General features: G+C 39.0%; 16 protein-coding genes. 9 read left to right on the top strand and 7 right to left on the bottom strand.

The genetic code is table 11. The annotated features are described in order from the left end of the window. The first annotated feature begins 20 nt into the window (after positions 1–20). A complete protein-coding gene (locus tag CH365_RS05245) occupies positions 21–818 on the top strand; it encodes an SDR family oxidoreductase (protein WP_100767558.1) in 798 nt (265 codons plus the stop codon). Positions 819–825: 7 nt separating this feature from the next. On the opposite strand, the gene CH365_RS05240 is transcribed toward CH365_RS05245, so the two are convergent. Next, on the bottom strand, positions 826–2,142 hold the full coding sequence (locus tag CH365_RS05240) for a formylglycine-generating enzyme family protein (RefSeq protein ID WP_100767863.1): 1,317 nt from the start codon (positions 2,140–2,142) through the stop codon (positions 826–828). 96 nt (positions 2,143–2,238) lie between these two features. After that, complete coding sequence (locus CH365_RS05235; RefSeq protein WP_100767557.1) at positions 2,239–4,833, bottom strand: response regulator; 2,595 nt, start codon at positions 4,831–4,833, stop codon at positions 2,239–2,241. A 224-nt stretch (positions 4,834–5,057) separates the two neighbouring features. Between CH365_RS05235 and CH365_RS05230 the strand changes: the two genes are divergently transcribed. From CH365_RS05230 to CH365_RS05210, 5 genes are all read left to right on the top strand, one after another. Then, complete coding sequence (locus CH365_RS05230; RefSeq protein WP_100767556.1) at positions 5,058–5,762, top strand: 7-carboxy-7-deazaguanine synthase QueE; 705 nt, start codon at positions 5,058–5,060, stop codon at positions 5,760–5,762. Between the two features lie 2 nt (positions 5,763–5,764). Next, a complete protein-coding gene (locus tag CH365_RS05225; RefSeq protein ID WP_100767862.1) occupies positions 5,765–8,602 on the top strand; it encodes a DEAD/DEAH box helicase in 2,838 nt (945 codons plus the stop codon). A 120-nt stretch (positions 8,603–8,722) separates the two neighbouring features. Then, positions 8,723–11,128 (top strand): phenylalanine--tRNA ligase subunit beta, encoded by a 2,406-nt coding sequence (pheT, locus tag CH365_RS05220; protein WP_100767555.1) that lies wholly within the window; start codon positions 8,723–8,725, stop codon positions 11,126–11,128. Between the two features lie 3 nt (positions 11,129–11,131). Beyond that, positions 11,132–11,689 (top strand): gamma carbonic anhydrase family protein, encoded by a 558-nt coding sequence (locus CH365_RS05215; RefSeq protein ID WP_100767554.1) that lies wholly within the window; start codon positions 11,132–11,134, stop codon positions 11,687–11,689. A 133-nt stretch (positions 11,690–11,822) separates the two neighbouring features. Then, the gene (locus CH365_RS05210; protein ID WP_100767553.1) at positions 11,823–12,977 is read left to right on the top strand and encodes a bacteriohemerythrin; all 1,155 of its coding nucleotides are present in this window, start codon (positions 11,823–11,825) and stop codon (positions 12,975–12,977) included. A 7-nt stretch (positions 12,978–12,984) separates the two neighbouring features. On the opposite strand, the gene CH365_RS05205 is transcribed toward CH365_RS05210, so the two are convergent. The 4 genes from CH365_RS05205 to CH365_RS05190 form a co-directional block, all read right to left on the bottom strand. Further along, positions 12,985–13,611 (bottom strand): LIC_13215 family putative lipoprotein, encoded by a 627-nt coding sequence (locus tag CH365_RS05205; protein ID WP_100767552.1) that lies wholly within the window; start codon positions 13,609–13,611, stop codon positions 12,985–12,987. Between the two features lie 29 nt (positions 13,612–13,640). Further along, a complete protein-coding gene (locus tag CH365_RS05200) occupies positions 13,641–14,039 on the bottom strand; it encodes a DUF3052 family protein (RefSeq protein ID WP_100767551.1) in 399 nt (132 codons plus the stop codon). Positions 14,040–14,149: 110 nt separating this feature from the next. Next, positions 14,150–14,731, bottom strand: a complete 582-nt coding sequence (locus tag CH365_RS05195; RefSeq protein WP_100767550.1) for a cytochrome C oxidase subunit IV family protein — start codon at positions 14,729–14,731, stop codon at positions 14,150–14,152. A 94-nt stretch (positions 14,732–14,825) separates the two neighbouring features. Beyond that, positions 14,826–16,004: a hypothetical protein gene (locus CH365_RS05190; RefSeq protein WP_100767549.1), complete on the bottom strand. Its 1,179-nt coding sequence runs from the start codon at positions 16,002–16,004 to the stop codon at positions 14,826–14,828. An 86-nt stretch (positions 16,005–16,090) separates the two neighbouring features. Here CH365_RS05190 and CH365_RS05185 point away from each other — a divergent pair, with 86 nt between their 5' ends. From CH365_RS05185 to CH365_RS05175, 3 genes are all read left to right on the top strand, one after another. Then, positions 16,091–16,885 (top strand): LIC13212 family protein, encoded by a 795-nt coding sequence (locus tag CH365_RS05185; protein ID WP_100767548.1) that lies wholly within the window; start codon positions 16,091–16,093, stop codon positions 16,883–16,885. A gap of 353 nt (positions 16,886–17,238) precedes the next feature. Beyond that, a complete protein-coding gene (locus CH365_RS05180; protein ID WP_100767547.1) occupies positions 17,239–17,796 on the top strand; it encodes a hypothetical protein in 558 nt (185 codons plus the stop codon). 138 nt (positions 17,797–17,934) lie between these two features. Continuing rightward, a complete protein-coding gene (locus tag CH365_RS05175; protein WP_100767546.1) occupies positions 17,935–18,510 on the top strand; it encodes a hypothetical protein in 576 nt (191 codons plus the stop codon). Here CH365_RS05175 and CH365_RS05170 read toward each other — a convergent pair whose 3' ends face one another. Beyond that, entirely contained in the window at positions 18,511–18,741 is a 231-nt protein-coding gene (locus CH365_RS05170) for a hypothetical protein (RefSeq protein ID WP_100767545.1), read from the bottom strand. Positions 18,742–18,772: the final 31 nt, after the last annotated feature.

Genomic DNA, 18,772 nt, shown 5'->3' with positions numbered 1-18,772 from the left:
TACTTTTACGGAAGTTTGAGATGGGGTTATTTTTTCAGGATAAGGTTTTTTTAGTTACCGGCGCAAGTTCTGGGATTGGTAGAGCTTTGGCCATTGAATTGGAAAAGGAAGGGGCCTATGTGGGAGTGATTGCTCGCAGAAAAGAGGCTTTAAAAGATCTAAAACTTTCCGCTTCCAATCCGGATAAAATATTTGTTCTGCAAGCGGATGTGATGTCCGAGTCCGAATTAAAAAAAGTAGTCGAAGAATTTCGGAAAAAATTCAAACGGGTCGATGGCTTTATTCATAATGCCGGAATTTCTATGAGAGGAACTGCCGCAGAAACGGATCTGAAAATTTTCAGAGCGATTATGGACACGAATTATTTTCCTCTGGTCTTACTGTATCGTTTATTGGAATCTGATCTTCGCCAAAGTGAAGGGCATGTGATTGCAGTCTCTTCCATACAAGGGAAATATGCTACTCAATTAAGATCCGGATATGCAGCAAGCAAACACGCGATGCAAGGATTTATGGACAGTATCCGTTTAGAAAATTTGAAAACAGGGATCCATGTGATGAGTGTTTGTCCCGGCTTTGTAAAAACGGAAATTTCAGTAAAGGCATTAGAAGGAGATGGAACTCCTCACGGGATTATGGATGAAGGCCAGAAAAACGGATTAGATCCCGAGGTTGTGGCGAGAAAAATCTTAAAAGGAATTGAGAAAAGAAAACGAGAGATCATTCCATCCAAGTTGAAGGAGAAATTCGGTTATTTTCTAAGTAGAATCTCTCCTAAAACTTTGGATAAAATTTTAGTAAGAGTTAGGATCTCTTAATAGAATTTTAGTTTTTAACTTCTGTGATCAACCTGAGACCCGCTTTTCTATCGTTCAATAAATTCGGAATCCCTCCAAAGTCTCTGGCGTAAACTTTTGCTTCTTCTTTGGTGCCTGAATAGGAACCGCCTCGGATCACTTTCAGATGTTTTCCGAATCTTCCTGTGTTCGGTCTATGTCCTGGATAAGGGATATAAGGAGAACTTGTCCATTCTGCTACGTTGCCACACATTCCGATCGCGCCGTATGGGCTTTGGCCTTTGGAAGGAAGTTCATAAACGGAAATTGTTCCTTTGCTTCCGCTTTCTCTTGTATTACAAAGTGCTGAATCGAATTCATTTCCGAAAGGATAGTCTTGCGGTTGGGAGATAAATTCGTAACTTTCATCCTTCAATAATCTCCAAACAAGTCCTGTTCCTCTGGCGGCCTTTTCCCATTGCCATTCGTTCGGGATCTTTTTTCCGGCCCATTTGGAATATGCTTCTGCTTCTCTATAAGTCAGATTGGTTACCGGATGATATTCTTTTCCTTTCGGAAAAATTCCGTTTTCCCAATGAGGAGGAGGAAGTGTGCCTGTCTCCTTTAGGAATTTATTATATTCTTTATTGGTGACTTCGTACTTATCTATGTAGAAGGAAGAAATTTCTTCCAGGCTGCTTCTATCAGGAACTCCGAATTTAGGGTTATAACTATCGTCTCCAGGATCGGAACCTTGTCCATATAGGAAGTATCCCATATGCTCGTACAAGATCCGCCCATTGGATTCATAACCGGTGTGAACGAGCACCATTTCTTTTCCGTCTTTTGGATGAAGAATATTTTTAGCTAAACGATTTCTGACTACATCTGTGGCATCAAATCTGGAAGGATCTTGGTAGAATGTTTCTTCTCCGTAGGCGCCGATTAAAAGTCCTACGCTGATCAATCTAGCTGGTTTACCTTCCGACACGGAAAAACTTCCTCTGAGCTCTATGGAAACAGGTTTGGTGAGTTTTCCCACTTTTCCGAACTCTACTTCTATATTCTCTAATTGGAAGGTGCCTATCTCTTCCATTTTAGGTTTTCTGAATAAAGGTAGATTCTGTTTTTCGCTAAGGATTCCTTTGATCTCTTCTTCCGAACGTTCCGAAAAATAGGAATTCCTACCTATTTTGATCTTTGCCTTTCCTTTATTTCTATAAACGGAAAGTACTTCCCCAGTCCAAAGTATTGTCTTTCTGGTATCGGAAGATGTGGTCTCCTTTTCTTCCTGGCTTGTCCCGGTTTCCGAAAATAAGAAAAGAAAACAAAATGATATGAATATAATAACTCTGGTCCTGGACATGGAAGAGTGAGATCCTCTAAACTTAAAGATCGGCAGAAATTGTAGATTTTTGGATGGTTTTTTATGGTTCTTAAGCCAGTTCAACGGCTATCCGGACTAAGCCTTAGATTTAGGAAAGAGAGCATTCCCTGCCTTTCTCATCACGTGGACCAGTTCTTCGAATACGATAGGCTTGGAAATATAATCGTTCATCCCAGCTCGAATACAAAGGTCCCTGTCGCCCTGCATTGCAGCCGCAGTCATGGCAATGATATAAGGTTGAGATTCGGTAGGCCAAGTGTTTCGGATAACCTGAGTTGTCTGGAGTCCATCCATTTCAGGCATATGAACGTCCATAAAGATTAGATTAATTTTCCTTTCTCTCAAAGCGATCAAAGCTTCTTTTCCATTCGGAACAATGAACGGTTCGTATCCCAATTTTTGGATAATCCTCTTTGCAAGAGTTTGATTGATCTCGTTGTCCTCTGCTACCATGATCTTAAAGGGAAATTGAGAACTTAGTATATCTTTTTGGCTGGCAAGATAAGAAGATCTTGTATTCGCCTTTGCTTTACTTCCGCCCTCCGCTAAAATTTCGGTAACGATCCGTTCTATATCTTTTTTCTTAACCGGTTTACTCAATTCTCCCGCGAATAATTCGAGTGCGATTTCTTTGTCTTTAGGCTCCAGGAAGGAAGAAGATAGAAGCACCAATGGAAAATGGAAATTTTTTTTACGGATTTCTCGAGCTATCTCTATCCCTGTGTTTCCTGGAAGATTATAATCTAAAATTCCCAGATCAGGCATGATGTCCAGATCGAGCAGGTTCATTGCTTCTTCTTTTGATTTAGCGGAGAAGGTTATGAGTCCAAGGATTTGCAACTGATATGCGAGTATCCTGAGGTTTGTTGGATTATCATCTACTATGAGTACTTTTTTATTTTCTAATTCTGAGTTCGCCGATTTTTCTTTGACCTTGGCTTGGTTGTTTCCTTCTACCTGAATATAAAAGGAGAAGGTTGTACCGATATTCAGTTCACTTTCTACCCAGATCACTCCGCCCATCATTTCTATCAAACGAGAAGAGATAGAAAGTCCAAGCCCTGTTCCCCCATATCTTCTGGTGGAGGTTGTGTCCACTTGGTAGAATGGTTGGAATAATTCTTTTTGTTTTTCAGCAGGAATTCCGATCCCAGTATCTCTGATTGCAAAGAGGATTGTATAAAGATTTCCTTCTAATTTAGAAACTTCTGCAGATAAAAAGATCTCGCCTTGTTCAGTGAATTTTAATGCATTCCCTATGAGATTGATAAAGATCTGTTTTAATCGTAAGCTATCGCATAAAATCCGATCGGGAACGTTCGGATCTAGATAATAGACTAGATCGATCTGTTTTTGGGCGGCCCGGGACCGGAACAGATCCAAAACTTCTTCAATCGTTTCAATGACTGAAAATTCTTTGATCTCCAGAGACAAAGTCCCGGATTCGATTTTAGAATAATCCAAAATATCGTTAATGATATTTAAAAGGCTTTCTCCACTTTTTTGGATGATCTCTGCATATTCTTTTTGTTCCGTATTCAGGTTGGAATCGATCAGAAGTTCCGTCATGCCGACCACTCCGTTCATAGGAGTTCTGATCTCATGACTCATCATCGCCAAAAATTCCGATTTTGCGCGGTTGGCCTTTTCAGCTTCTTCTTTTGCTTTTTTAAGATCGTGCTCGTAGTTTTTACGTACGGAAATATCTGTGAATAATCCGCAAACTGAATAAACTTCTCCCTCTAAGTCCACCAAGGGAACGATCACACAGTAGAATGTTTTTTCTTCGTCGGAAACGACTAAGTCTAGTTCGAAATCCAAGGGACCTTGTTTTTCCAAGGATTTTGAGATAATGGTAGAAATAAACTGAGCCTTCTCCTCTCCAAAAAGATTTTCAAGGCCCATATCTTGTCTTTTGTTTTTATTTTCTAAGAACCGGTTTGCGAATACTTGGTTATGGAATAGAGCTCTTCCTTCTAAATCCATCATACAAAATGCGGAAGGAAGATTATCCAAAATGGAAAGAAGCCTGGACTCACTTTCGATCAATCTATCTGTGATCCTTCTCTTCTCTTTGATATCTTTTTGAACCGCATAGGAGCCATAACCTACCACTAGAAAAGAAACTATGACTAATGTAAGCAGAGAATAAGCGACTCTCGTTCCTCTTAAAGAATTGGTAGCATTTCTGCTATTCAGAAGTCTCAATTCTTCTTCCTGCATATTGTTCAGAAGTTCCGCGATTTCTATCAGTATGATTCCTTTTTTGGATTCGAAAGAGCCAGGTTGTTTCTCGGTAGTTGCGATCAAGTTGGAAATTCCAAGGATTCTTACTTGTTGGATCTGATTGTCTTTGGTAAGATTCTGGAGGATCTTAATTTCACTCTTTAAATTGGAGAACAAAGACCTAGTATTCTCTGACGCTGCGACTTCTGTATAAGCTTGTGCAATCCCAATCTCTCTAGTGATACTCTTACATTGGTCTATTTCTTCGATGACAGTAAATGTATGCTCTATTAAAACTCCAGAGTCCTTCAGCTCTATCATTCCATACAAACTGATCAAACTTGCGATGATCAATAATAAGGTAAGGGAGAAAAAACCGATCAGTACTTTCCATTGCAAGAATTGGGATTTTTCTTTGATTTTTTCTAAAAAGGAAAATTTCATGAAGGACTTTCTAAAATTTTAGAAACCTGAAAATGGTTTCAAAAAGGCTTCCAAATTTATTACACGTACAAAGGTCTTTCAACAAGCTTTTTTCGCGATTTTGATAGCCCCATCTTGACTGGATCGGGCCAAAAATCATTCTGGTATTCTAATAAACGGTTTTTTGTGGATTATGGTAAAGAAAGCCGGTAAAAATCTTGTACCTTGGAGAGCGATTCATTAGTATGAAATCCGTCGTTCATGAAATTTATCTCTCTGTTTCTGGAGAAGGAATTTCAACAGGTTTGCCTACAATTTTTGTCCGGTTCGCGGGATGTTCTCTAAGATGCGGAATGGACGGAAATCGCAAACTATGGTGCGACACTCCGTACGCTCTTTCTCCGAATGCGGGGAAACATATGGAGTTAGAAGATGTGATCTCTGAGATAGGATCGATTTCTTCTTCTCCTACACAAATACTTCTGACGGGCGGAGAACCATTAGAAAATTCGAATAGGATTTTCAGCCAAACATTGGCGGAAAAATTGAAACAGTCCAGACAAGTTTCGGGGCTTTATACGAGGGTGAGGGTGGAGACAAACGGTGCGGAACCGATCTCCGGTTTGGAAAATATGGTCTTTACTCTGGATTACAAACTTCCCGGCTCAGGAATGGAAAACAAAATGATCTTGGATAATTTGAAATTTGTCCGGGATAGAAACGATAATTTGGATGAGATCAAATTCGTAATTAGAGATAGAAAGGATTTCGATAGAACTTTGGAAGTGATAAACGATTTTAAATTAAAGGGAAATCTTTTGGCTTCTCCCGTATTCGGAGAGCTAGCTCCCGAAATCCTTATAGATTGGATTAAAGAAAATAATAGAACGGATCTGCGCCTTTCTTTGCAGACCCATAAATATATCTGGGGAGAAAAAAGGGGAGTTTGATCTTGGACTCTACTTTGCAGCTCAGTCTAGATTTCGAATCTGATTCTTCCAGCGGATTCAGGGGGGATTCCTGTTATCTCAAGGATGAACCCGAATTAGGAATTGGAAGAATAGAAAGTTCCGACTCCGGAAAATTCCAGATCTATTTTCCATCTTCAGATACTCGAAAAACAGTCTCTGAAAATTCAGGCAGACTTAAAATTATAGGCTCTTATCCGACTGCATTTACCGAATCTTTTGCGGATCCGGAATTATTGGATTTAAGCTTACAAGCATTCGAATTAAAACTCACTCACGCTTACGACAAACTTTCGGCATTATCCAACTCCAGAACAAGATTACTCCCTCACCAGATAGAATCTACTTTCGTGGTGGTAAATTCTCTCCGACCCAGATTCATTTTGGCCGACGAGGTGGGATTGGGCAAAACGATAGAAGCGGCTTTAGTCATGAAGGAGCTGATCTTTCGTAGAGGATACAAAAAGGTTTTGGTCGTTGCTCCTTCTCCGCTTCTTGTCCAATGGAAACAGGAATTAAAAAACAAATTTAACGAAGACTTTGAGATCGTTAAAAGAAAGAATTTTTTAGCTACTGGTGAGAAGAACTGGAAGAATTTCAAACATGTAATCACTTCCGTAGACTTTATTAAAAATCCAAAATACGCCGAAGAGATCCTAAAAACAAAATGGGATATCGTAGTCTTCGACGAGGCACATCGTTTAAGAAGGGATTATCATAAGGTTACTAGAGCTTATTTATTCGCGGAGAAGATCGCCAAAAAATGTGAATGTTTGCTTCTTCTTACAGCAACACCTTTTAGAGGAAAATTAGAAGAGTTATATTATCTGGTCCACTTAGTGGATCCGAATTTGCTCGGACCATATCATACTTTTATAAACGATTATGTTCTCGGAAATAAAAACGGACTAAAGGAAAAGATCTCTAAAGTCCTTTTAAGAAGAAGAAAGGTAGAGGTCGGCGGATTCACCAAACGATTTGCCAAAACCGTTAAAATAGAATTATCCGATATAGAAAGACAATTCTATAACGAGACCACCGAGTATGTTCGTAGAGAATATAATCTCGCAATGAGAACCCAAAACAGGGCCATCGGATTTGTGATGATCGTATTCCAGAAATTACTGGATTCTTCCGTATTCGCACTTCTTTCTGCATTATCCAAACGTAAGTTTATGTTGGAGAATAGACTCCATCGTTTGCAGGCAGTGGGTAATAAATTAGAAGAATGGGATCTGGACGAAACAGAAGGTGTAGAAGACTTCGTTTCAGATCTGGATGAATCTGCTCCTTCCGATCTTGCAAATCTCAGAAGAGAATTATTGTCCTTAAATAGATTAATTCTTTTGGGCAAAAAGATCAAAGAAGATCGAAAGAGCCAGAAACTGAAAGAGACAATTGCAAAGCTCAAAAAAGAAGGGCATCCTAAATTTATAATATTTACTCAGTTTAGAAGCACACAGGATTTCTTAGCTTCTACTCTATCCGAATACAAAGTCACATTATTTCATGGATCTTTAAGTGCGGATGCAAAAGAAGATGCAATCTCCGAATTCAGAAAAACTTCCGAAATTTTGATCTGCACCGAAGCAGGCGGAGAAGGTCGTAATCTTCAGTTTGCAAACGTTCTTTTTAATTATGATCTACCTTGGAGTCCTCTAAAAATCGAACAAAGGATCGGAAGGATCCATAGATTCGGGCAAAAGGATAATGTATTTATTTTTAATTTCGCCTCTAAAGACACAGTTGCTGAGAGGATTTTAGAAGTTCTATCCAACAAGATCAGACTTTTCGAAGAATCTATCGGAGGTTCCGACGAGTTACTTGGAGCAATCGAAGACGAATTGGATTTTCATTCTAGCTTCATGAGATTCGTCACAGGTAACAAGAAGTTAAGAGAAGTAGAAGAGGAGATAGACCAAAGGATCAGGATCGCCAAAAAAGGTTTCGAAAAACTCGGATCTTTGGTTACTCCTAAATTATTGGATTTTAATTTAGAAGATTATTATAAAACTACTCTGCAAGAAAGATCTTTTACCAATCAACATTTGGAGACTTTTTTCGTTAGATACGCTAAGAAGTATTCAGATCGATTGAACTTCAAGCTCAAGACCTTGAAACCTCAGGTGTATGAGTTGGATGGAGTAAATTATAAAGGGAAGAAAGCCACATTCAATTCCGAACTTGCACTTGCAGATGATGGATTGGAATTTTTGGCATTCGGTCACCCCTTGGTCGAAGAAGCGGTCCAATCTTTTCTAAAAGACAGATCAGGCTGGAAGATCGGATTTTATAGAACGACCGGTAATTTCTTATACTTCATATTTATAGTAGAATTCAAATTTTCTTTAGATAGAAAAGAATTATTCGTGGTAGAAGTGAACCGACGGAGCGGAAATTCCAAGGTATTAGAAAACCTTCCCGAAACAGTGAGAGAGAACCGATTCAGTTCTTCCGAAACGGAATTGCCGGGTGATACCGAAAAATATTTCGTGATCGCTTGTGAGACCTTGGAACTTACCTTAGAAGATAGAAAAAAGGAATTATACGAACAAACCAAAGATCTTTTCCAAAAAGAAGAATACAAGATTCGGAACAGCAATCAAAACACTCTACGCCAACTAGAAGAGAAACTGATGAGACAAGAGGCCGCTTTCAAATGGGAAGGAAGGCCTGAAAAAAAATCGGCAATGAATCGAACTAAAAACGAAATCCAAAAAGTAAAAGAGGATTTTGAAGTTGAGTTAAGAAAGGTAAAGGTAGGAAAAGAGATCCACCATCGTTTTGAACTTTTCCAAGCCTATCTTCCTGGCTCGGATTGATCTAAAAAAAGATCCACCTTAGATCTCTTATATCTCTGTTTTTACTGCTGGACATAGGCACCCATTGTCCGCTTTTGTTAAACTACTCCGCCAAATATTCGGCCTTAGGAGACAGTTTACGTGAAATTATCCCTAGATTGGATCAGCGATTTTACCCCTATTAAAGACGTATCCCTCGAGGATGTCCTGAAAAAAATTGCGGCTTCTATATGTGAAGTAGATGGGGTCGAAGATTATTTTTCTCATTTAGAGAAGGTTGTTTTAGTTAAGATCGAATCTTTAGAAAAACATCCTCAGGCAGACAAACTTCAAGTCGCTCAGGTCACAGACGGTAAAAATAAGATCCAAATCGTTTCAGGTGCTCCTAATCTAAAAGTAGGGGACTTGGTTCCATTGGCTATTCCTGGCGCGGAGTTGGGAGATAAAAAAATCCTGGAGTCCGAGCTGAGAGGAGTGAAGAGCTCCGGCATGCTATGTTCCGAAAAAGAACTTGGTCTTTCCGAGGAAGATGCTGGTGTTATGGTTCTGGACGATCCGGAAGCAAAACCTGGTTTAAATTTGAGAGAATATTTCGGATTCAGAGATACTATTTTAGATATTGATAATAAATCTATCACACATCGTCCGGACCTTTGGAGCCATTTCGGATTCGCAAGAGAACTTGCAGCTCAATTAAATTTACCGATCAAATTTAATCCTTTGGAAACCAACTGGGAATTTTCAAAAGACTTAGCTTCCCCTAAGGTAAAAGAAACCGATTACGCGCATTCTTATTATTCTTCCTCGATTGAAGGAATTCAGATCAAACCTTCTAATAAAACTGTTCGTTCCCGTTTGAAAAAATGCGGAGTGAGAGTGATCAATAATGTGGTAGATGTTTCTAACTATCTATTATTGGAAGCAGGACAGCCTACTCACTTCTTTGATTCTGATAAATTGTCCGCTCAAGGTGGGATCGAATTAGAAGTGGATTACGCGAAGAAGGATGAAAGTTTCCTACTTCTAGACGAAACTTCTCCTAAACTTGATCCTGAAATCCTGATCATTCGTAACTCAAAAAAGGGAGTGGCGATTGCAGGTGTGATGGGTGGTGCAGATACCGCAGTGGATTCCAATTCCAAAAAAGTAATTTTAGAATCTGCAGTTTTCCCACGGGAGTTTGTTCGTAAGTCTATCAGAAAAACAGGGATACGTTCCGAGTCTTCTGTTCGTTACGAAAAAGGTCTGGAAGCAACTACTACTCTTCCTATCATCAAAAGAGCATTAAATCTTTTGAAAGAAAACGGTTGTCCCGATCTAAAAGCGAGTTTGCCTGCCGGATATATTCATACCGCAGATAAAAAAGTAGAAATAGAAGTCAGCTTAGGCTTCTTGAATAAAAAACTTGGAACAGAGATCGATCAATCCACTTCGGATAAGATCCTAAAACAACTTTCTTTCGGTACTGAATGGAAAGGCGATACAGTCAAGGTTCTTGTTCCTAAATACAGACAGAATTACGATATCACCATTCCGGAAGATATAGTAGAAGAGATCGGTCGCACGTTAGGATACGCTTCTATTCCTGTCCGTCCATTGGCTTCCGATGTAAAACCCCCTACTCGTAATTTTTCTAGAGAACTGGAAAAACATCTAAAAAGAGCATTCTCTCAAATCTTGGGATACAACGAAGTATTCAATTATTCTTATGCTTCCTCAAAAGATAATTCTTTCGAAGAAGATGTAAAAGATTCTATCAAAATCCTAAATGCGATGCCGGACGAGCAGGCGTATTTAAGGACTTCTTTATATCCTTCTCTTTTGAAAAATATCCGATTTAATTCGGATCGATTCGAAAAATTGAAAATTTTCGAATTCGGCCGCACTTATAAAAAAGCGGAAGAACCTTTTAACGAATCTAAATGGTTTGTTTGGGCAGTTTCTTTCGGTAGGAAGTCCAACGAGAAGGATCTAAACGTCTTAGAGTCCGATTTTTTAGATATCAGGACAGGCGTAGAAAAAGTATTAAGACATTTAAACTTAAGAGAGGTCGAATGGAAAATAGAAGAGAAAAGCTATTTCCATCCTAAGGCTTCTCTATCCCTATTCGTCTCTGGTAAAAAAGTAGGGGAGTTGGGGTATGCACATCCTGCTGTATTGGATACTGCTGATATTAAAAAGAGGGTCATTTTAGGAAGATTCGAATTCGCTTCCTTATTGGAAGTTTGGGCTCAGGATCGAAATAAAAATTATTTTGCAGCACCTTCTCATTTTCCTCAAACAGAGATCGATCTTTCTTTGGTAATGGATCTAAACGAGTCTTCTTCTAAGTTCAGCGATTTCGCGGTTCAAGAAAAATTCCCTGAATTGCAAGATGTAAAAGTTACGGTCGTATTTATCGGTGGAAATCTTCCGGAAAACAAAAAGTCCGTTTCTTATAGATTTAAACTTTTGAGCCAAGATAAGAACTTAACCCAGGAAAGAATTAAAGAGATCACGGATCGTCTGATCGAGATTGCTAATTCTTCCGGATACCCTCTTCGTTAAATTATGAAAATCCACGAGACAGCATTTATCCATCCGGCTGCAACTGCATTCGGAATGCTGGAGATGGGACCTCTCTCTTCTCTATGGCCGGGAGCTGTTGTTCGTGCGGATCTGAATGAGATCAAGCTGGGAGAAGGTGTAAACATCCAAGATAATAGCACACTTCATACAGATTCAACCGGTAGTTTGTTCATAGATGATTATACATTAGTAGGTCATAATACGATGCTTCACGGTTGTAAGATCGGTAAGGGTTGTTTGATCGGAATAGGTGTGATCATTTTGGATGATGCGGTAATCGGAGACGGAGCGATGATACTTGCCGGTTGTATGATCCGCGGTGGTAAAAAAATTCCCCCTAGAGCTATGGTGCTCCCGAAGAATGGAGACATCGTCATCTATGAAAAAAAAGCAAAACCTGAGATGAGCATCGCAGGTTGTTTGGAATATATACAGTTAGCGAAAAGATTCCAAGAGAATGTATTCAAACCCTTCACAAAAGAAGAAGAACTCCAGTTTGTAGAAGAAGCAAAGTCTATCATAAAAAGATACAGCATCTAATTTACTCTCTTAATATCTCGCTTCTTTCAATTTGATATAAATCAATTCCTGTCGTTCGATTTCTGATTCGTTCCGAAACTTACTCACAAATCCTTGTAACTGTTTTCCGCAAAACAGCTGTAAGGATGATCTCATGTATGACGAAAGGGTTATAGAAAAAATCAGAGGCATTTGGAAGACATTCGATCTTTCTTTAGGAATTCCTGAAATAGATAAACAACATCTTTGGTTGATTGGCATTCTTGCAGACTTGGAAGACAAACTGGAGTCTGGAAGTAGATCTGAGCTTGAAGCCACATTTACGAATGCATTATCTAAAACCTTGGATTATGCGTCGGAACATTTCGCTTTGGAAGAAAAACTCTTAGAGGGAATAGGTTATACAAAGCTCGGCCAACATAGATTACAACATATGAGATTCATTACAGCTCTTAGGAACCGAGTCAGAAAAAGTTTCGAAGGAGATTTCGAAAACGCTGTTTTAGATCTTCTGAAAAATCTAAAAAAATGGCTGTTTAGGCATATCCTCAGTGAGGACAGACAATATGTAGATGCTGCAATGGTCCATGTCGATGATAAACTCACTGATTGGATGCAGAGGCATTTACGCGCTTCTAATTATGCGGATGAGATCGAAAAATTATACCAATTGGTTCTATTCTCCGGAAAACAGGAGGTCTCTTCAGAATTCAAAAAGTTGGGAGAAGAAAATCTAAAACTGATCTCAGACCTTTGGTATCGTTATAAGCTCAAAACGGGAATCGCGATCGTGGATATCCAACATCTATGGCTCTTGCAGTTATTGGTGAAAACGGATAAATTATATAAACAAAAGTTAAAGCAAGAAATAGATGCAGAATCTCTAAGCACTCAATTGAAAGAAGCGATCCATGAAACAATAGAATATATCCGTGAACATTTTAATACGGAAGAAGCTATTATGCATAATTTCCATTATATCGGGGAAAAAAATCACCAGAAACAACACGAAAGATTTAATGTGCTCATCAACGACATGATAGAGAGAAGCGAAAAAGAGGAACTTGAATCTCTGGCAATTTTGATCCAGGACTTAAAGGATTGGCTGGTAAGTCATATCGCGATAGAAGATAAAAAATTATTCTATTTTTTTAGATCTCGCCTATCAGAAGTAAATGAATATGTTCGGAATCTAAACAAAGAAGGGCGGATCCATATTTGGAAGGACGCGGTTTCGATTTACAAACTTCTCGTAGACTACGAAGATATTACGGAAGAAAAAAAACCTAAATCTTTAAGGCGTACTTAATTAAAAATTATATCTTTTCAGTAAGGGTTTGGATGGTGTTTAGGATTTTTTTATTTTTCTCTGAAAATTCTGACTCTGGTATGGTACCTGTAAAAATGTATACTGAACCTTCTTTAAAAAAGATCCATTGTAAGGTTCGAATTTGTTGTTTTTCTGCAGTATTCGGAAGAACAAACTTGGATTCAAAAAAGATACATTTCTCTTTTCCGAAACTACATTTTTGAGGAACGGAAAGTATTTCGTACTCTTTATATATATTTGAATACAATCCACTGATAGAAGCCACATAATCTTCTAAGGTTGCTTTGGAATATTTTGGAGGGATAGGCTCAGATACAAAATTGATATTGGTCCTGATCTCTGAAGTTTTGTTTTGTTCTGGTTCAAAAAGATAAAACATTACCTTGATCTGTTTATCACTTGAGGCTTCTCTTCTGTTCTTGGAGCGATTAGAGTCGGAACTATCTCTATTTGGATCATATTCTTCGTAAATCCAACCTTCATAATTCAGCACTAACCCTAACTCAGGGATCTCGATTGTCTTTTTGACTTCCGGAACTTTTTCAATACAGGCAAAACATAAAATGATCCCAGGTAATAGGAAGCCCAGACTGTAACGTTCTAATAGGATCATGTTCAAGTTTCCGAAAGTTTTCTACTGATTTAACTTTTTCTTCTTCTAAAAAGTAAACCGGACCAAACCGAATCGATTGCGCAGACTTTAACGTCTACCAACCCTGTCTTCAAGCCTATTTCTCGGATTGTGTCTTCTTTTAGATCGGTTTTCACACCCGAACTCATCTTTGGCCAAGAGATCCAAACCATTCCTTTGTCTGCCAAGTAATCCGGGAACTTAGAAAAGTTTTTAGAGAGTTCATCTTTGGTCTTACAGAAAAAATGAATATAATCGAAACTGCCCGCTAATATCTTCTTGAATGTGATATTAGGAGGAAGCCCTTCTAATAAGCCTTTAAATTCTTTTGGTTCGTTGATGATGATTGCATTCTGGCCTTCTTTGAATCCCAACTTTTTGGCCAAGGGTGTGCCTGAATATCCTGCCATAGTTCCTCTGTTCGATTCGGATACGAAAGCTGGAAGAAAAACCTCAGGCTACAAAAAAACCGGCGTTGTCGCCGGTTCTTTTGAAATACAAAGGAAGTATTGAATTCTTCTTAGTAAGGGAATCCTGCGAAAATTTTCGCTCTTGTGTAGATGTCAGCTACCGAGAATCCGAAAAGAAGAAGTAGGAACAAGAACCCGGATCCGAAGATCACTCTGTTCATTACGTTATCATACTTAAGGTGCATGAAGTAAGCTAATACTAAGGAAGCTTTGATGGTTGCTACAAGCATAGCGATTACAGTGTTCAATGCTCCAAAGTCTACTTGAGCTACTAATACTGTGATCACAGTTCCAAGGATTAATGCAGCAAATACGAGAGAGTAAGTTTGAACGGAAATGAGATGATGTCCGCCATGTCCATGCTCTTCTGCGTGAGCAACCGAACCAGGTTGAAGTTTGGTCTTACCTGCTTCGACAGCTTTTAATAAAGCCTGACCGATTAAAGTAGACTTATTCTTTTCAAGATAAGCCTTAAGTCTATCCTCTTCTACGATTTGGGCCAGCAAGTTAACGGCAAATCCGGCAACGGTAGCGTTTACGATCGCTCCCGCTCCGACAACAAATCCAGTGAAGGGAATCAAGAATCCGATACTTACGATAATATACAGCGCGTAATTGAGAAACAGTTCCATCTCTTTTCCTGAAACCTGAGTAATATCTGCAGGCTGAGTTCCCCGAGGGGATTGGAACCAGTCTCGGAGGCAGGTAAAGAATCACAAGTACATTTCAGGGGCCTATAACTTGGATACCGCTTTCCGAAACAATTTTGGCCTCTTCCCAGGGATCCTGGGTTTTTCCTGCCGGAAGACGAACCCAAATTAGGTTTTTTTGGTTCGGTCGTCGATAAGGAGAAAAGAATGCAGAAAGAGGAAAAATTTCCCAACCTGTTTCCTTCTCCCAAGTTTTTAATTTAGAATATGGATCCGAGTTTTGGACTTTAGGTAAGAAAAGAAGAAGGTCGTTTCCTTTTTTGGGAAATCTCCGTCGGAGTTCCAACAATAAACATCCCATGGTCCATCTAAAATTGATCTCCGAAATTTTACGTAAAACTTCGGTTCCCTCCGATCGATAAAAGAAAGAATCCACTGAACCGAATCCTTCGTAATTCGGATAGAATTTGGAAATCTTTGAAAAAGTTTCCGACATTCCAGAAAGATAATTTTCGATCTCTGGAAATTCTCCCATCCATGTCCCGGAGTATTTTCCTTTATGATCGTTGAGCAGAATGGTACCTTCTTCTATTTTGAATTTTCCGTTCTTTGCGGAGAATAATAAGCTGAAATCTTTGGTTCTCTCCACCCAGGTTTCGATTCTAAAAGGTTCTTTTTTTACATTTAAGAATAGATCCGCTAGATCTTTTAGCCCGGCAATATCTCTAAATTTTTGAGCCCCCGCAAATCCAAACTCAGTTTTAAATACGAATTTTTGATATGAAGAGAGATTTTCTTTTTCCTTCTTTAGGAATATCTCCCAATCTTTTCGATTGCGAATAGAGTAAGAAAAAAAATCGGGATTAAACTCTTGGTTCCAATCATTTTGATTCAATTTAGATCCACACTTTTTTGCCGAGTCAGCAAGAATTGGATCTATCTCTAAGTCTCCGTTATTGGAATTCCAACGGGCGATTTTTCCCCATTCTTCTAATTGGATTTCTTTTTGCAAAGATTGTTTCAGATTTCGTAGAAGAATAGGTTTTGGGATATCTATTCCCTTCTCCTTCCAATATTTGATCCAATTTTCTTCCGGCGGAGAATGAGCTAAAATTTTTGCCGAGTCCGGAAAAGAGCCGAGGACTAAAAAAGAGGATTCTAAAATGGAATTTCTGGCCTCCAACTCCCTAGGAAATAATTTTCCAAGTCGGAGTTCTTCTTCGAAATAGGCATTCGGGCGGAAGATTCGAGGCATAATCAGGAAAGAACCCTTGAAAAAATCCTTTTTAGGATCAAGAATGGGGTATAGTCTTTTCGATATTTAGAAGGAAGGCAGTTCTAATGAAAACCCTTATCTTTCTCATAATTTCTCTTTTGGCCATATTCATCCAGATAGATGCGGCTCCTAAAATTCTGACCATGGAAGAAAGAGAAATAGAACGTCAGATCGAAGCCATCCGCAAGGCGGGATTCTCCGATATAGAGATAGATAATTTGCATGCTTCTATTTCTCAGAATATCCATCAGATCAATAAGATCCTGCAGATGGATACTACCAAAAAAGCGTTACGATATATCGGTGACGAGCCTCAGGAATTGCCTCAATTCTTAAAAACAGATAGAGACAATAAACCTTATCTAGAATTAGACATGGGTTCCGGAGAATCTTTTTGGGACTTCCCTAAAACATATCTTTATAATGCGCGTATCTTTATCTATCCGGGAAGTAATCCTGAAAAATTAGAAAAGATCATTATGCAATTCAAACGAACAAACTCCAACGGGGAAATTTTCGTAAGAGAAATGCGTAGGGTGATCAATGTGGATCCCAAAGGACCTCAGCTCGGTAGCGAAGGGAAACGAACTCCAAATAATAATAAAGAGATAAAATTGGAATATTATTCCAGTTATGATACCGAATTGATCTGGCCAGATACGCCGGTTCAATCCATCGCGCCTAGTGTGGAGACCAAACTACATGAGGAAACGAACCCTCTTCCTTATAATAAACAAAAACAGATTATCGTAACATATAAGAAATACCTACGTAAGGTAGACAAGAATGTTCGCCATAAGCTGAGAGATCTTGAGCTCAACCAAAAGAGACTTGTTTCTAAAATGTTGGAATTCCAATAAGAGGGAATTTTAGAACTTTTGAATAAGGGAAAGGCGGACCAATCGGTTCGCCTTTTTGTTATTGAGATATATCACAGTATACTGTGGTTTTCGTTAGAAGTAGAAAAAGGAAAATCTGTGGCAAAACTAGCAGGATCTCTTGTCTATAAACTTCTTAAACGATTATCCTCTGGCACATGACGTTAGTTCCTACTCATTGGATAACAATTGTTATCTACATAGGCAGAATAATGTATCCCATGAACAGGGAGAAGGTCGGTATTTTAAGAATATCCAATAGATAGGCAATCGGATCAAAAAATGTTTTCGGTTTCTCGCTTGCCTTTTCTTGGCGAAAAGGATTCTATTTACCGATGGCTATCCATTCCGTTTTCGGTAAATTACAATTCAAACCTGGCGAAGGGGAGATTTGTGTTTTATCTTCTCCTTACGAATTCGAACCTGCACTTTCCAGTTTAGGGGCTCCAGTTGATAGAGCACTAAGGTCCGGAAAAAGATACAGACTTATTCTCGCATTCGTTCAAACCGAAGTCGAGATCCGCAATATAGCCTCTATGGTTCCTACCACCTTGATAGAAGACGGACTCTTATGGTTGGCCTATCCTAAAAAGACTTCCCGTAAATATAATGTATCCATTCACCGGGATGCAGGTTGGGACCCTTTAGGAAAGATTAGTTTCGAAGGTGTAAGATTGATCTCTATCGACGATGATTGGTCAGCACTTAGATTCAGGCATTCTTCTCTTATTAAAAACATGGAAAGAGACCCGAGCCTCACAATAAGCGAAGAAGGTAAGAAACGGACAGTATCTAAGAAAAAGCCCGCTAAGAAGAAAACTGTTCCTAAAAAATCTTCCCCCAAGAAAAAAGCAGCAACCAAGACTCCTAAGAAAAAGCCCAAAAAGAAATAAGAAGGATTTGATTTTTTCGGATTCAGGAATTTTTCTTAGGTTCTCTTGCTTCTTTTTGCAAAAAGGAGTCTATCCTGATGTATATCAGGATAGGTTTTCCAAAGGATTATCCTTTGGAAAATAAAGCGGTATATTCGCATGTCAGAGAAGTTTTTGGGCCTTCTATCCAAATTTAGTTTTTATAATATAATTGGTATATTGCTGGTCTTGACCTATTGTACTCCTTCGGTTGATCGCACACCTTACAAAGAATTAAGAGAACTCGCATTCGAAACCGAATACGATGATATAGGCATTCAAAATCCGAATGGTAAAACAGTCGTATATGGGATTATCATGGATTGGCCGACTCAAAGTGAGATCGTAACTTTAGCCACATTTCTTTCCGGGGACGCTAGCATATTTTTAACTTCTGGAGCTTCTTTCATCGGTGGTGGTGGAAGAGAACGTATCCAAAAAAGTTCCCTGCGTCTGATCCATAAATATGCCTATCTTTGGAAACAAGGGAAGAAGGTACGCTGGACGCCGAATCCTGACTTGGATCAGGTCAGATTCTTTTTCTTAACCACACAAGGCACATATTATTTAGAAGATACAGTCAGCGAGATAGATGCAGACACTTCTACCTTGACCCCGATGTTTGACGAGGCCCAAGCAGTAATCTCCGAAATACGAATAGAAGCTGAAAAAGAAAAAGACGATGATGACGAATAATTAATTCGCAGAATCTCTTCGAACGATCAGATCGCTGATCACTTTTTCTTCTGTGAGATATTTACGGTTCAGGTAAGAGATAGCGTAGTTTAGAAATTTAGGAATTTCTTTACCAGCATCCAACAGATCCAATTTGGTTTGGGTCAATTCGTCCATAGTCGCCAAAGCCAATTTTCTTTGACTCTGGTGGGACTCAAACTCGTCTTCTGTATGGAATTCTGTGCCTGCCACAATCTAAAGTATAGACGAGTAGTTTCGGATT

Source organism: Leptospira neocaledonica (assembly GCF_002812205.1).
GTDB classification, from domain to species: Bacteria; Spirochaetota; Leptospiria; order Leptospirales; family Leptospiraceae; genus Leptospira_B; species Leptospira_B neocaledonica.
This window is presented reverse-complemented; position numbering and strand designations above follow the sequence as displayed.